15 protein-coding genes and 1 tRNA gene are annotated in these 13,398 nt (G+C 63.3%); 9 read left to right on the top strand and 7 right to left on the bottom strand.

Going from position 1 to position 13,398, the window contains the following annotated elements; all coding sequences use genetic code 11:
* Window positions 1–62: 62 nt before the first annotated feature.
* From BrevBR_RS06230 to BrevBR_RS06220, 3 genes are all read left to right on the top strand, one after another.
* A complete protein-coding gene (locus tag BrevBR_RS06230) occupies window positions 63–1,430 on the top strand; it encodes a hypothetical protein (RefSeq protein WP_340000319.1) in 1,368 nt (455 codons plus the stop codon).
* On the top strand, window positions 1,423–4,134 hold the full coding sequence (locus BrevBR_RS06225) for a hypothetical protein (protein ID WP_340000318.1): 2,712 nt from the start codon (window positions 1,423–1,425) through the stop codon (window positions 4,132–4,134). Before BrevBR_RS06230 ends, BrevBR_RS06225 begins: the two co-directional genes overlap by 8 nt.
* A gap of 93 nt (window positions 4,135–4,227) precedes the next feature.
* Window positions 4,228–4,998, top strand: a complete 771-nt coding sequence (locus BrevBR_RS06220) for a hypothetical protein (RefSeq protein WP_340000317.1) — start codon at window positions 4,228–4,230, stop codon at window positions 4,996–4,998.
* Here BrevBR_RS06220 and BrevBR_RS06215 read toward each other — a convergent pair.
* From BrevBR_RS06215 to BrevBR_RS06205, 3 genes are read right to left on the bottom strand one after another with little or no spacing between them, the layout of a single operon-like run.
* Entirely contained in the window at window positions 4,950–5,300 is a 351-nt protein-coding gene (locus BrevBR_RS06215) for a hypothetical protein (protein ID WP_340000316.1), read from the bottom strand. The two genes, BrevBR_RS06220 and BrevBR_RS06215, sit on opposite strands and share 49 nt — an antisense overlap.
* Window positions 5,301–5,360: 60 nt before the next feature.
* Complete coding sequence (locus BrevBR_RS06210) at window positions 5,361–5,651, bottom strand: hypothetical protein (RefSeq protein ID WP_340000315.1); 291 nt, start codon at window positions 5,649–5,651, stop codon at window positions 5,361–5,363.
* Window positions 5,652–5,668: 17 nt separating this feature from the next.
* The gene (locus BrevBR_RS06205; protein WP_340000314.1) at window positions 5,669–6,139 is read right to left on the bottom strand and encodes a hypothetical protein; all 471 of its coding nucleotides are present in this window, start codon (window positions 6,137–6,139) and stop codon (window positions 5,669–5,671) included.
* Between the two features lie 57 nt (window positions 6,140–6,196).
* Between BrevBR_RS06205 and BrevBR_RS06200 the strand changes: the two genes are divergently transcribed.
* Window positions 6,197–6,901: a GIY-YIG nuclease family protein gene (locus BrevBR_RS06200; protein WP_340000313.1), complete on the top strand. Its 705-nt coding sequence runs from the start codon at window positions 6,197–6,199 to the stop codon at window positions 6,899–6,901.
* A 949-nt stretch (window positions 6,902–7,850) separates the two neighbouring features.
* Here the strand turns inward: BrevBR_RS06200 and BrevBR_RS06195 are convergent.
* The 3 genes from BrevBR_RS06195 to BrevBR_RS06185 form a co-directional block, all read right to left on the bottom strand.
* Window positions 7,851–8,171 (bottom strand): HigA family addiction module antitoxin, encoded by a 321-nt coding sequence (locus BrevBR_RS06195; RefSeq protein ID WP_135062348.1) that lies wholly within the window; start codon window positions 8,169–8,171, stop codon window positions 7,851–7,853.
* A gap of 54 nt (window positions 8,172–8,225) precedes the next feature.
* Window positions 8,226–8,507, bottom strand: coding sequence for a type II toxin-antitoxin system RelE/ParE family toxin (locus tag BrevBR_RS06190; RefSeq protein ID WP_135062347.1), 282 nt, complete (start codon window positions 8,505–8,507; stop codon window positions 8,226–8,228).
* Window positions 8,508–8,627: 120 nt separating this feature from the next.
* Window positions 8,628–8,864: a helix-turn-helix domain-containing protein gene (locus BrevBR_RS06185; protein WP_340000312.1), complete on the bottom strand. Its 237-nt coding sequence runs from the start codon at window positions 8,862–8,864 to the stop codon at window positions 8,628–8,630.
* Between the two features lie 239 nt (window positions 8,865–9,103).
* Here BrevBR_RS06185 and BrevBR_RS06180 point away from each other — a divergent pair, with 239 nt between their 5' ends.
* The 4 genes from BrevBR_RS06180 to BrevBR_RS06165 all read left to right on the top strand — a co-directional run bounded on the left by BrevBR_RS06180 (window position 9,104) and on the right by BrevBR_RS06165 (window position 11,895).
* Window positions 9,104–9,469, top strand: a complete 366-nt coding sequence (locus BrevBR_RS06180; protein ID WP_340000311.1) for a hypothetical protein — start codon at window positions 9,104–9,106, stop codon at window positions 9,467–9,469.
* The gene (locus BrevBR_RS06175; RefSeq protein WP_340000310.1) at window positions 9,466–9,738 is read left to right on the top strand and encodes an RNA polymerase sigma factor; all 273 of its coding nucleotides are present in this window, start codon (window positions 9,466–9,468) and stop codon (window positions 9,736–9,738) included. Before BrevBR_RS06180 ends, BrevBR_RS06175 begins: the two co-directional genes overlap by 4 nt.
* A gap of 264 nt (window positions 9,739–10,002) precedes the next feature.
* Entirely contained in the window at window positions 10,003–10,215 is a 213-nt protein-coding gene (locus BrevBR_RS06170; protein ID WP_340000309.1) for a hypothetical protein, read from the top strand.
* 12 nt (window positions 10,216–10,227) lie between these two features.
* The gene (locus BrevBR_RS06165; protein ID WP_340000308.1) at window positions 10,228–11,895 is read left to right on the top strand and encodes a recombinase family protein; all 1,668 of its coding nucleotides are present in this window, start codon (window positions 10,228–10,230) and stop codon (window positions 11,893–11,895) included.
* Here the strand turns inward: BrevBR_RS06165 and BrevBR_RS06160 are convergent.
* Window positions 11,866–11,942: transfer RNA gene (locus BrevBR_RS06160), tRNA-Arg, on the bottom strand. The genes BrevBR_RS06165 and BrevBR_RS06160 overlap by 30 nt on opposite strands.
* Before the next feature lie 163 nt (window positions 11,943–12,105).
* Between BrevBR_RS06160 and BrevBR_RS06155 the strand changes: the two genes are divergently transcribed.
* The gene (locus tag BrevBR_RS06155; protein WP_340000307.1) at window positions 12,106–13,395 is read left to right on the top strand and encodes a hypothetical protein; all 1,290 of its coding nucleotides are present in this window, start codon (window positions 12,106–12,108) and stop codon (window positions 13,393–13,395) included.
* Window positions 13,396–13,398: the final 3 nt, after the last annotated feature.

Here is a 13,398-nt window from a genome sequence, read left to right as displayed (position 1 = left end):
TCACCAAGGTATCGTCCTAAAGCGGTGGCTTCCCAACGCAGGCGAATTGGGCTGCAAGAGGGTTGAGCTTTTTTCATGGCGTCCTGAAGGATGATGGTGGCCTGATGCCCGCGTCTCAGACCACCGCCGTGGGGGGCAGCGACAGCCAGCATCTGGTCTGGACTATGGACCGTCCAACCCGAGCGTTCTCGATCAAGGTTGTTGAACCGGCCGAGTACCGTCCAGCGGATCACGGTGCGCTCTTCATGAAGGTGGTCAGCGAGCTGATCGCTCCGACTCCGGCGGCTCTGGCAGGGCGGGAGCACGAGGCGCAATTATATGGCAGCCGACACGACAGATTTGACCTGACAACCTTTCCGGAGGCCTTTGTTGACGCTCACACCCTGCTCGTGGTGTTGCGAGCTGCGGCGAAGCTGGCGGATATGGGCTGTATTCATGTTGGCCTTCGAGCGACTGACGATCCGGAACGGCACCTGTTCTCTCTTGAGCAACTCCGGGATTTTCTGGGCCAGCTTCGCGAGGTGGGGAACCTTGTTCTGGAGGATCTCGTATCATTTGAAGGATGGCTTGGCCGCCAGTCCGGCGGAATGTTCAATGTGGGCTGCCTGTTCGCGGTGGACACGAAGGGCCTCCGCATTTGCCTGCATCCGAAAATGGTCCGCTCGCAGTTCGAAGCCCATGTCCTTTCCGAACATCACATGGTCGAGGCCAACCTCGTCAGCCTGGTGACGATCCTGCCCGTCGATCCAGCCCTGATGTCGATCACTTTGCAGCCGCTGCTGTGTTCTGACGCATTGGATCTCCCCACGGATCGACCGGGCGGCGGTCCGATGAAGCGGCTCAACCACCACGTGGCCGCATTTGATCGTCCGCCTGACCATGTCGATGTCGTTTCGGTAGCGACCTGCACGCCGCAACCCCCAGGCGCCATATCGAAAGGAGGGTCTCGCTATCGTCAGTGGCACGATCAATTCGAAAAGTGCTTTGTGGACTTGGCCCAAGGTGCCGACTTTTCACGGCATCATCAGGCGGCGATGGTCCTGTCGAACTTTCGCGAGATATCCGAGAAGGAGGGCGGGGGTCTCTCCGGAGCCTTCCTTCCTGTACCACCGCCTCCCGGCTTGGATCAGCCCCAGTTGACAGTTTCCTGCTACGGCAAGGACAGAGAGCGGGGCGGCGCCAATCGATGGTCCGTCCCGTCGGATGAAGCCTTGGAGAGATGGCGCACTCGGGGCTACGTCGTTGGCCTGAATCCGTTTGCGCTGCCTGACAATGCGCCGGTCAAGGTTTTCAGCTTCACCCTGCAGCGATTGCTTCGGGACACCTCCCGATGGCGAACGGACCCTGTTTTCAGCCAAGCCTTCATCGACGCCGGTTACGTCGATGAAGATCGCATCGTCTTCTCAGCCTTGGGTAAAACGCATGTCTGATACCGATGACATCAGGGCTAAGTCGTTCCAGGGAAATGTGTTCCTGTGGCTGGCGGTTCGCCATTTCCTGTCCGCGAGCTATCTCCGGGAACTCTGCGCCGCAGCTGTCGTCTTTGGTTCCGGCGGCGTGGTGTCGCTCGACGACCTGTTTGACTCCGTCGAAACGACCGGACCGGATCCTCTGCGATCTTGGGCGCTTCGACCGAACGCGGTCGATGGGGAGTTGGACACCCGGCTTCAAGACTTCGTGCGCGCCATCGTTTGGCAGGGCGACAGCAGTCGATCAACCCATGACATCAAGGTCGATACTGCTGCCGCAGACAGGCTTCGCGATCTGTGGTGGGCTGTCGATGTCGGACGTTTCGATCTTGCGAGCGTGGACCAGACGCCACGCGAGGGTGCTCCGCCAGAGCCGGTATCTTGCCTTCTCCGAGCGATGCGGGCGTTGGCCGCCAGCGAAGACCTGACGCGTTTTATCAAGACGGACCCCGAGTTCCAGCTTCTGGCGGCCATCTCTTTTCCACTGAACGCCATCCTCACGAAGCATCTGGGTGACCTGTGCGTGGACGCGGATGAATGGGTCGCGGCGTCGGCGCTATATCGCGAGGCCGCCGACATGCTTGGCGCGATGTCGGAGCCGGGGTGGGATGAGTTGACGAACGCCCTGGCGGCGATTGTGAAGCAATCCCAAGCCATGGTTCTTCGGCAGCTGGACGGTCCGCAAAGCGCGCTGGGCGTATTGTCGCAACTTCAGACGGGGGACCTTTCAACAAACGCCTTGGCCCAGATCAACAGCGCGACCGACCTGAACCGCGCAGCCTGGGAAGCCCGCACCGCCAAGTTCTATTCGGACAGGCGGACCGCCATCGTCGCTACTCCGCAGTTGGGGTCTGTCCAGCGCCACCTCGGACATGCCTACCAGCAATTGTCTGACCTACGGTTCACCGACGCAAGCCGATGGTTCTGGGCAGGCCTGCGCCGGCAGACGGCCCTTGGATCCTATACAGAGAGCCTCATGGCCAAGGCTGAGTTTGGTCGCGCTCTCATCGAACAGTTCAATGATGGCCGCGCACAGCGCCCTCCTCGGGATTCCTTCTGGCTTGGCGTCCGCCTCATGATCGAGGGAGGAAACGCCCGGAGCGCCGAGTTGGCTTCCTGGTCGGATGATGCCGTGAGAACCCATGTCGATCTGCCGATGATTCGACGCGCCATCGACCACTCAAAAAGATCACCCGCTGTGATCGCGGAGCGATCCTCGGTCGTCATCGAGTTGTTCCGGGAATGGTTGCTTCGGCTCCCACGGACCCGAACCGACGAGGCGCGGGAGATGCTGGGCTGCCTCGCAGACTTTGCCGGGGCTCACAATAAACCGGGCGGTCACGACAAGAACCTGATGTCGAAAAGCCAGAAGGCTCTGAAAGAAGTCGCCAAGACGAAGCCCGATTTCCGAGGGTTGGTCGCAGAGCGCTTGGCTGATCTCGCGTTGGCGCGCGTTCAGGAAGGTTACTCTTTCATGGCGTCGGAGGTCCTGTCGGTCGCCCTTGAGTATGCCGAAAGTCTTGAGGATGGGCGTCTTCGCCGATTGATAGACGGCATGCTGACCCAAGCGGAGGCGCTTGACCCGGACAAGCGGGAAAGCCAGCACATTAACCGCATCCTTGTATTGGTGGAGGGCAGCGCAGCGCGGCGGTTGCGCAAGGGAGACCCCAAGTTGGATGAGCGCGTGACGGCCTTCGAGCTCGGCGTCGCGGTTGCACGGCAGACCGAACCCAGGAACGTCTTCTTCCTCCTGACCCAGTTGCCTGATCAGTTGATCAAGGCGAACGTTGACGCTGGCTTCATTGAGACGTTAGTCGACCAGACCCGGAAGCGCGCGGGCCAGATAAACTCCAGTGACGCTCACGACAGCATCGCCGCGCTGCTTTCGGCTCCGGGCATCTCCGGCGACGCGGGTGTTCGCGACGCCCTCCAGGCGTTGAAGCGCATTCTCGAGACGGCTGTGGAGGGCGACCCGGCGCTGTCGTTTGGTCCTTCCTACGAAGTCCTCCTGATGCTTGCCGACGACCATCAGGAAGTTGGCAAAGAGATCACTGACCCGGGTTTCGCAGAAAATAACCTGATAGAGGAAATCTGGAGCTTGCTCCTACGTGTCTGGGGGGCTGCCGTCGAGACGCCTGAGATGTTCAACGGCTTCATGCTACCCCCTCCTACAGACCCCAACCCTGTCTATGTACACAACTGGGCGTTCGCCTCTGCGCGATTGGGCAAGCGGTTAGGGCGAGAGGTCGAGATGCTTGCGGCGCTGGAACAGGCGGGAACCAACGCGAAGCTCACCAGCCAGATCGCGGTCGGACGACGCATCGCGATGTTGCCGACCGTGTTGGCGTCAGTCGAAAAGCGCGAGGTGGAAAGCGAAGGCGCTGATGCCTTCTACGCCATGCTTGGACACAGACTTGTTCTGATGGCTGCTGCCGACCCTGCCGAGAGGGGCGAGGCCTTGGGCGTTCTGTTGGATGGCTGTATTCGGGTCGGGCCGAATGGGATGGATGCAGCGATCTTTACGGCCGCGCTGGAAGCGAGCTTGCGACTCCCATCCTCGGCGTCACAAATCGCGATCTATGAGCAACGACTTGAGGCTGAGAAATCCCTCCGGCTGACCCTTGGACCCCTCTTCTATGCTGTGGCCAAGACAGAGCAACGGTAGCGAGCGCGATGACAGATGGGCCCAACTACTCCTTTGGCGTGATGCGCTCGTCGCCGACCCGCTAAGCTGCGTTCCATCAAGAGGAGACCGGAATTGGGGGCGTTCCCAAAGGCATTCGACGACCTTGTCGCCGGACAGGACTTCCTCCGGGCGCGCTCAATCGAGGCTATCGAGGCGTCCGAGGCACTCAGCGCACATGCCGATCTGATCAAGGCTGCCCTCGACGTCATTCACCATTTCATCCTCGGCCGCCTCTCTGAGGAGCAAGATGTCCTTACAGTCCAACACCTCGGCATCCGGTTGTTCAACGGAATCGCCGTAGCTATGAACTCGACCCTCACTGGATACTATCAAGCATCCGCCGGTCAGCAGCGCGACCTTCTCGAAACCACCTTCCTCCTTGACCTTTTCAGCCGCGACCGCAGCCTGATCGCTCTTTGGCGGACGCTGGATAAGAAGGGGCGGTGGGCGCGGTTCAAGCCCGTGAAGGTGAGGACCGAGTTGGACGCCATGGACGGCTTCAACTCGCTAAAACGCGCCGAAGCCTACGAGCTTCTCAGCGACCTCGCCGGGCATCCGTCAGTCGTCGGCTTCCAGATGCTTCAGGCCGGGGAGCACGGTGCTCACTGCGGGCCATTTTTTGAGGTCACCGCGATGGACGCCGTGCTGTCGGAACTCGCCAAACTGGCTTTGCAGGCGGGAAGCGCTTTCTCCGGTCTCTTTGACCCAATGGGCACCACTGACCTGCTCAGGAAGCTCGATTTTCTCGAAGCCCGAGGGAAATGGCTTGAGCGGTTCTTTGCGACGCCCTTCGATCAGGGCGAGATCGACGAGTTGAGAGCAACGTTGGTGGCGACCACCTGATTCAGGCTCAGCGACATGATCAGTGCAAATTCGGTGTCCGGTCCAGGATGGCGCATGAACGGCGGACGGATGGTCAGCGGAGTCGGATCGACCAGGCATCCGTCCGGCAGAACGACGACGGAGTGAGCGTCAAATACGCCGCCGCTGACCAGCCAGCCCCGGACAACGCGACAGCCGGGATGATGCTTGGAATAGGCGGCGGCGTTCTCATGGCATTTGCTCGGTCTGGGCTCCGGATCACCGGGAACCATCACCACGGCCGAAACGGATTGGCTTTTGCCTCGGTGTTGAAATAGCCGCACCGCTAGCTCCTCATAAGATAGGAACCCTGCGGGCGATGTCGTGCCAGAGGTCGAGTCCATCTAACGGCCGATGATCTCGCGCGACCGGGGCGGCTGGTTAAGCCCGAAGCGCCAGATATGCGCGCCTTTCCCTATGGCGGCCCGTTCCAGGTAGGGGTGACGATCCAGACGAGCGACGATCACCGAGTCATCTTCGGCATCGAAGGGTATGTCGCCCGGCTCGGCGCCAGCCATTTCTTCGATGCCCGACTTGAAGTCCGCAAGCTCGAAAACACCTCTCCCGTTGAGCACGCGGGCGTCGATGAAGGTGTCCAGATGTTGCAGCATTCCGACCTGAAGCTCAGGCGACATAGGCCAATTTCCGCTAGCTAGTGGTTGTCGAAATCGTTGTACGGCGTCTGGAGCACCACGGCGACGTAGACCTCCAAGAGACACTGGCGCACCGAGTCTCTCTCTTCCACCCATCTGAAGTCCATAGCCCGGATCCGAGCCTTCGCGTCCCGGAACGATTCGCTGAAGACAGGATCAATGGCCAAAGCGTCCCGACTGCCCTCGCCGGCGCGGTAGGTGGCCTTCAAATTGCCGGTGGCCTCGCGGGCGAGGCGGAAGGCGAACGCCGCCATGCGGTGCGAGGCGCCCGGATCGCAGTGGCGACCGTATCGGCCTCTGAAATCGTTCGTGCGCCCGACATACAGGTCACGGCCGCCTTCGCTGAAGAGATAGACCCCTCGGACTTTCTCCCGCGGCCAACGATACCCTTCCTCCATCGGCATTGAGGCAAGCAGGCGCTCATAGGAGCCGTGGAGTGACTCGGCGACGGCGGAGAACCGAGGGTGCATCAGGCGATCCGTTTCTCTGCCTAGGCGGCAGCCGGGGCGCATCCTAAGGTCCGGATTGTGAAAGAACAGATTCTCTCTGAGATCAGACGGCTCGCTGAATCGGGCGGCGGCGTTCCCCCGGGCCGGTCGGCCTTTGCGCGGCAAACCGGCATCGCCGACTCTATTTGGGCCGGCCGGATATGGGCGCGCTGGGGAGACGCCGTTACCGAAGCGGGCTTCACCCCGAATGAGCGGAAGGCTCGGGTGTCTGAAGGGGAGGTGCTGGAGAACGTGGCCTCGGCCTGCCGGCATTTCGGCCGCCTACCGACGGCACAAGAGCTGAAGCTATACCGACGCCAGCAAGAGGCCTCGTTTCCCTCTTACGATGTGATCCAGGCCCGATTCGGGAGCATGGTCGAACTGACAGCGCGCCTGAGCGAATGGGCAGGTGCCCGTGCTGACATGGCGGATATCACCACGATGTTGCCGGTTGCGTCGGAAAGGACGGTGCCACTGACCGGCCAGAGGGAGGGGCTAGTCTATCTCCTTCGCTCCGGTCCCCACTTCAAGATTGGGCGGAGTGACGAGGTCGAGCGGCGCGTGAAGCAAATCAGCGTGGCACTTCCGGAGGCCGTCGACCTCATTCACGCCATCCGCACCGACGACCCGCCAGGGATCGAGGCCTATTGGCACCGGAGGTTCGCTGATCGGCGCGCCAACGGAGAATGGTTCAAGCTCTCACCGAACGACGTTGCGGCTTTCAAGAGGCGCAAGTTTCAATGAGCCGCTAGCGCGGCTGCCGGGGGCGTCCCACAACGTGGATGGCCGAAGGGATTATCGAGACCAGCCCCTTCAGGCGTTCCTCGGCAACCACATCATTCGGGCGGTCCGCCAACCATCGCTCGACCGACAAGCAGACCCATTCGACGAACTGCTCCAGCCCCACATTCAGAGTCCGGGTGCCCACGCTGTAGCCGAACGCGGCCGGAGAGGGCGGCCCCAAGAATCGGATGCGGTGCAGAACCGTGCCGCCCCCTTCGACATTGTCGGTCCCGGAGTGGAGGTAGGCGCACGCAGGGCATAGGCCCCGATGCCTGGGAAGTATGTGAAGGGTTCCCATTTGGGCTCCTCGTCCGCGTCTGGCCGGACCCAGTAGCGAGGCGCCATGTATGCATCCCACCACTCTACGTATCGCTTCTTCGACTTGCCTGCGCCGGGGTCATCTACCGCACCGCAGATGTCTGGAAGCGTTAGCGCTAGAGGGAGGGCGGCAAACCAGTTGTCGTCTTCGGCCGCGCGTCTGGCGGCGGAGACAAAGTCGTTCAGGTTACCAAGGCGGTTGAGCCGATCGTTCAAGATTGTCTCGCGCTCATCGTTCCGCTCCACGAATCGGCATTGGCTAGGTTATGATCGAGCCCCAGCGATACCCTTGCTTCACTTGTGGCGGCACGTTCCGTTTCGGGCCGCACACCTATGAGGGGCATCACATCGACGCCTACAAGATCAACGTCTGCTCGGTTTGCTGGAATGGCAACTGGGACGGATGGGTGCCGCACTATGAGCGGAAGATTCTAGCCCATCTGGCCGCAAACCAGCTGCCGGTTCCAGCTAGAAACCCCGCCGGCTACTTGCCTCGCAGCCCGTAGACCAAAGCCAATCCGCGATTCGATTCATCAGCGTAGCATGTCCGCTCATGCCGCTAGGCGGAGGTCCACGCCATTTCCACGCACACTCAAGCCGGCGCGTGCAACTGTTCGATCCGCTCCAACTCGCCGCGCCCCTCAATCGCGGCCTTGGACAGGTCGTGCGTGGTCTGGAGGTTGATCCAGTACTGAGGAGACGTGCCGAAGACTTTGGCCAAGCGCAGCGCCGTATCGGCCGTGATGGACTGCTTCTCCCGCACCAGGCGCTCGATACGGGCCCGGTCCTTCAGACCCATCGCCTTGGCGAGGGCGCCGGCGCTGAGATCGTAGGCGGGCAGGTAGTCTTCCCGAAGGTGCTCGCCAGGGTGCGGCGCGGGGGCCGCGAAGTTGGCGAAGTCATGCGTCGCCATCGGCGGACTTCTCTCTTTCTGGCCCGATCCCGGGCCGCTCCACTGAGCCTCCGCTCAGTGGTAATCCACGAACTCGACGTCCTCCGGACCCTGATCGGTCCATCGGAAGCAGATGCGGAACTGGTCGTTCACGCTGATCGACCACTGCCCCGCCCGATCCTCCTGGAGGCGGTGCAGGCGGTTTCCCGGCGGATGTTTGAGATCATCGAGCCGCGTCGCCGCATCCAGCTGGAAGAGGCTGCGCCGTACCCGCTTGAAGAGGTCCGCCGGGAAACCCTTGGGGCAGTTGCCCTCAAAGACCTCCCTGGCTTGCTTGCCCTTCCAACTGAGGATCACGGCGAGAGCCTTCCACGCGCAGCTTGTAGCGAGACGTGCTACATTAGTCAAGCTATTGTAGCGCGATTCGCTACGTTGATGAGCGGTGAGACGGCCTGCCGCTACAGCACAGCGGTCGCGTCAGGCCTTTAGTCGAACGCCCGGACCGCCTGCTACGTCGGCCGGAATGAAGATCACGCCTGCAGCTTCGAGGCACCTTTGCACCTTGTCCAATGTGCGGGACTGCATGTCTCCTCGCCCGGACTCAAAACGCTGGATAGTGGATGGAGCGACGTCGGCCGCTTCCGCGAGTTCTCTCACTCCCAGCCCAACTGCGGTTCGCGCCAGCTTGACCTGCAAAGGCGTGATAGTCGGCACGACGTGCTCCTATGTGAGTACACCGTGTTGACTTTGTCGGGTCGGTGTGATCATCTTCGCGCACCTCGTGCTGAAACGCCAGCGGACACTGTCCGACTCCGTGCCGCTTCGTCGCGACGAAGGAGCCGCGCGTGCCTGGCGACCAGCACATGTTTTCCCAACCGCGAAAGTGGAGGTCATGTCCCCCCGAGCAAAGTCTGGCTGTCGCCTTGGTTCGTAATGCCCGGACTTTCCATGCCATGGCTTGGACCGCGACCGACCGCTCAGGGGCGAGTTCGGCATATGCCACCGCTATCGCCATCGAACTCGGCTTGAAGGCTTATCTCCTCCATCGCGGGTTCTCCGACGACTGGAACCGCATCCATCTGCGTCATGATCTGAAGAAGGCTCTCCGGTGCGCCCGGCTGGCCGGACTGCGAGACTTGCCGGTTGGGTTAGCCGAACTCGCCGCAGTTCTTGGACCGCTCTACGCCTCAGGGGCCTTGCGATCCGGTGCGGTCGAGCCCGAGCCAACGGTCTCGCCCGAGGCCGCCGACAGGGTGATCAGCCGCCTCCTGGATGTCGTCGAGGCCGCCATCCTGACGGAGGGAGGGGCAAGGTCATGAACCTTGGCTGGTTCCGAGGCTGGAGAGGGTTCTGGCGGGCCGCAGAACCGTACGGGCGTCGTGTTCTGGCGCGAGCGATCCGGCAACTGCCATCCGACTGCCGCGACGTCTTCGCCCTGCATCGCTTCGCGAACATGCCGCTGGACGAGATCGCAGCACATCTGTGGATCGACCGCGCAGTGGCTGAAGCGCGCTTGGCCGAGGCGCTGGTTCAGCTGTGCCGAGCGGTCGATGAGGCCGAAGCGCGGCAGTCTTCTGAACGCCCGTGAGGGTCGAGGGCAGGATAGGCTTTGCGCCGGCATTGTCTGACAAGCGTTGCCGTATCGACCCTCAAAGCGCGGTGTGGAGCGGAGCCGTCCGATCGCCTCAAACCCGCTTCGCGCCCTGCGGGCTGCGGCTGGCGCCGCAGGCGTTGACCCGTTCGTCCGGCCCCGCTGGGGCTCGGCAAGGATCGATGGATCGATCCGCCTTGTGAGAAGGCGGCGGCAGAAGATCTGCGATGGAGAGCTTACGAATATGCGCCGGGTTCTTGAGTGGCCAGCTTGGCGGCCATGTACGTCCAGCCGTCATCCGAGCCGCAGAGGCGGCCGCGCCGGACTCCGCCAGCCCGGCGAGTCGAGGTATGCTCACCCATACGCATCACCGACACCTGGCCCGACGACCTGCCGATCACCACGGCCGAGGTGCGGGCGGTGGAGGCCTGGCTTGGCGAGGTGCTGGACGAGGTCTTCGGTCCGCGCCTCTGAGAGGATGAGGACATGACGGACACGGCTCGCCACGCAGGGGTCCAGACCCGCGCCGCTCTCTATCTCCGCGTCTCGACCGGCCGGCAGGCGACCAACGACCTGTCGATCCCGGACCAGCGCCGCCAGCTTGAGGCCTACTGCGAGGCCAAGGGCTGGGAAGCGGCGGTCGAGTATGTGGAGCCGGGCAACACCGCCACCGACGACCGGCGTCCCTCATTCCAGTCGATGATCGAGGCGGCCCTGATCAAGCCGCCCGCCTTCGACGTGATCGTGGTGCACAGCTTCTCGCGCTTCTTCCGCGACCAGTTCCAGTTCGAGTTCTACGTCCGCAAGCTGGCCAAGAACGGCGTGCGTCTGGTCTCCATCACCCAGGAGCTGGGCGACGATCCGATGAGCATGATGATGCGGCAGATCATGTCGCTCTTCGACGAGTATCAGTCCCGGGAGAACGCCAAGCACACGTTGCGAGCCATGAAGGAGAATGCCCGGCAGGGCTTCTGGAACGGCGCCCGGCCGCCCATCGGCTATCGCATCGTCGCCGCCGAACAGCGCGGGTCCAAGATCAAGAAGACGCTGGAGATCGACCCGCTTCAGGCCGAGGTCATTCGCACCATCTACCGGTGGGCGCTGACCGGTGACGGGGAGCGCGGCCCGATGGGGCTGAAGACCATCGCCACGCGGCTGAACGACCAGAACATCCGGACCCGCGACGGGGGACGGTGGGGGATCAGCGCGGTGCATCAGATTCTGACCCGGTCGACCTACATGGGCGAGCACCGCTTCAACACCCGCGACTACCTGACCAAGAAGCCGAAGCCGGAGTCCGATCATGCCATCATGGCGGTGCCGCCGATCGTATCGAAAGCGGACTACGACGCGGTCAGGGCTCACCTCACGTCCCGGAACCCGAAGTGGACGCCGCCGCGCGTCAGCAGCGGGCCGAACCTGCTCACCGGCATCTGCTTCTGCGGCGCCTGCGGCGGTGCGATGACTCTCAGGACGGGGAAGGGGAGCGCGGGCGGCCGGTACCGCTACTACGCCTGTTCGACCAGGGCCCGGATCGGCTCAACCGGATGCACGGGCATGTCGGTCCCGATGGACAAACTGGACGACGCCGTCGTCGCACACCTCGAAACCCGCCTGCTCGATCCAGAGCGCCTGACCCTGTTGATGGAGCAGCTTCTGGATCGCCGGGAGGAGTGGGCCGATCAGCGGCGAGGGCATGTCGCCGAGATGCGCAAGCGCGCCACCGAGGCCGAGGCCAAGCTCAATCGGCTCTACGAGGCCATCGAGAATGGCATGTTGGCGCCTGACGACGCCTCTCTGAAAGGCCGGGTCGCCGAGCTTTCCAGCATTCGCGACCAGGCCCAAGCCGACGCCGAGCGGATCAGCGCGTCAGTCGACAGGCTGGCGCCGACGATCACCGCCGAGTCGCTCAATCGATTCGCTACCGCTGCGCGCCGCAAGCTCCACGACCGCACCAGCGGCTACCGGCGCGACCACCTTCGGGCGCTGACGCAGCGGGTGGAGGTCATCAGCAAGACCGAGGCGCGCATAATCGGGTCGCGAACCGAGCTGTTGCGAACCTTGGCGTCCAGTGATGGTGGGAATTACGCCGCCGTTGGCGGAGTTCGCGGTTTTGAACCGCGATGGCGCACCCGACACGATTCGAACGTGTGACCTTTGCCTTCGGAGGGCAACGCTCTATCCAGCTGAGCTACGGGTGCGTCTGTCGGCGAAACGCCGGACGAAGGGCCTTACAGCAGGACCGCGCCGCCCTCAATCCCGAATGCGCGCTCCCGCGAACCAAAGCCGTCGCGGACGATTTACACGGTTCCGGCCCGGCGCGTCGTGATCTAGCGTGCGCCCGCTTCGCCTGTGGAGGTCCCGATGCGCGCCTTTCTGTTTGGACTGCTGATGCTGGTGGGCGCCTGCGCCACGGCGCCGACCCCGGCCCCCGACGCGTCGGGCGACAGTCTGGACGCCATCGCCCGGGACTATGTCGCCCTGATCCTCGAGATCGGCGAACGCGAGCCCGGCTATGTGGACGCCTACTATGGCCCGGCGGAATGGCAGGAGGCTGCAAAGGCCAACCCGCGCACCGTGCCCCAGCTGATCCAGGGCGCCGCGACCCTGACCGATCGCCTGAACGCCGTGCCGACCCGGGGCGCCGCGCCTGTCGTGATCCAGCGCCGCAAATATCTGCTGGCCCATGTCTCCGCCGCCGCCGCCCGCCTGCGCATGCTGTCGGGCGAAAAGCTGAGCTTCGCCGACGAGGCCGAGGCCCTGTTCGGCATCCGCCCCGAACTCCTGCCCCTGTCCGCCTATGACCCGATCCTGGCGGAGATCGACGCCCTGATCCCCGGTCCGGGCTCCCTGACCGACCGGGTCACCGCCTTCAAGTCCCACTATGTGATCCCCAGGGACCGGCTTCAGCCCGTCATGGACGCCGCCATCGCAGAGTGCCGCCGGCGCACCGTCCGCCACATCGACCTGCCGGCCAATGAGCGGTTCACCCTCAGCTTCGTCGGCGACAAGCCGTGGTCGGGGTACAACTACTACCTCGGCGAGGCCGCCAGCCGGATCGAGATCAACGCCGACTTTCCCATCTACACCGAGCGGGCCATCGACCTGGGCTGCCACGAGGGCTACCCGGGCCACCACGTCTACAACGCCCTGCTGGAGAAGACCTTCGTGCGCGACCGCGACTGGGTCGAGATGAGCGTCTATCCGCTGTTCAGCCCCATGTCCTTCGTGGCCGAGGGCAGCGCCAACTACGGCATCGATCTGGCCTTCCCCGGCGACGAGGCCACGGCCTTCGAGCGCGATGTCCTCTTCCCCCTCGCCGGTCTGGACCCGTCGACGGCGGAGAAGAAGGCGCAGCTGGGCGCGCTGCAGCGCCGTCTCGCGCGGGCCGAATACACGATCGCCGACGACTGGCTGTCGGGCCGCGTGGGACGCGAAGAGACCATCGCCCGCCTGTCGAAATACGGCCTCGCCGATCCGGCCAAGGCGGCCCAGCGCCTGCGCTTCATCGACACATACCGCAGCTACATCATCAACTACGGCCTCGGCCGGGACGTGGTCCAGGCCTGGGTCGAGCGCCAGGGCCCGAACCGCTGGGACGGCATGGAGACCCTGCTCTCGAGCCAGATCCTGCCGGTCGACCTGCTGCCTTAGACC

This window comes from Brevundimonas sp. BR2-1 (assembly GCF_037626195.1).
Classification (GTDB): domain Bacteria; phylum Pseudomonadota; class Alphaproteobacteria; order Caulobacterales; family Caulobacteraceae; genus Brevundimonas.
The sequence above is the reverse complement of the archived record's forward strand: the minus strand, read 5'-3'. Positions and strand labels throughout refer to the sequence as shown.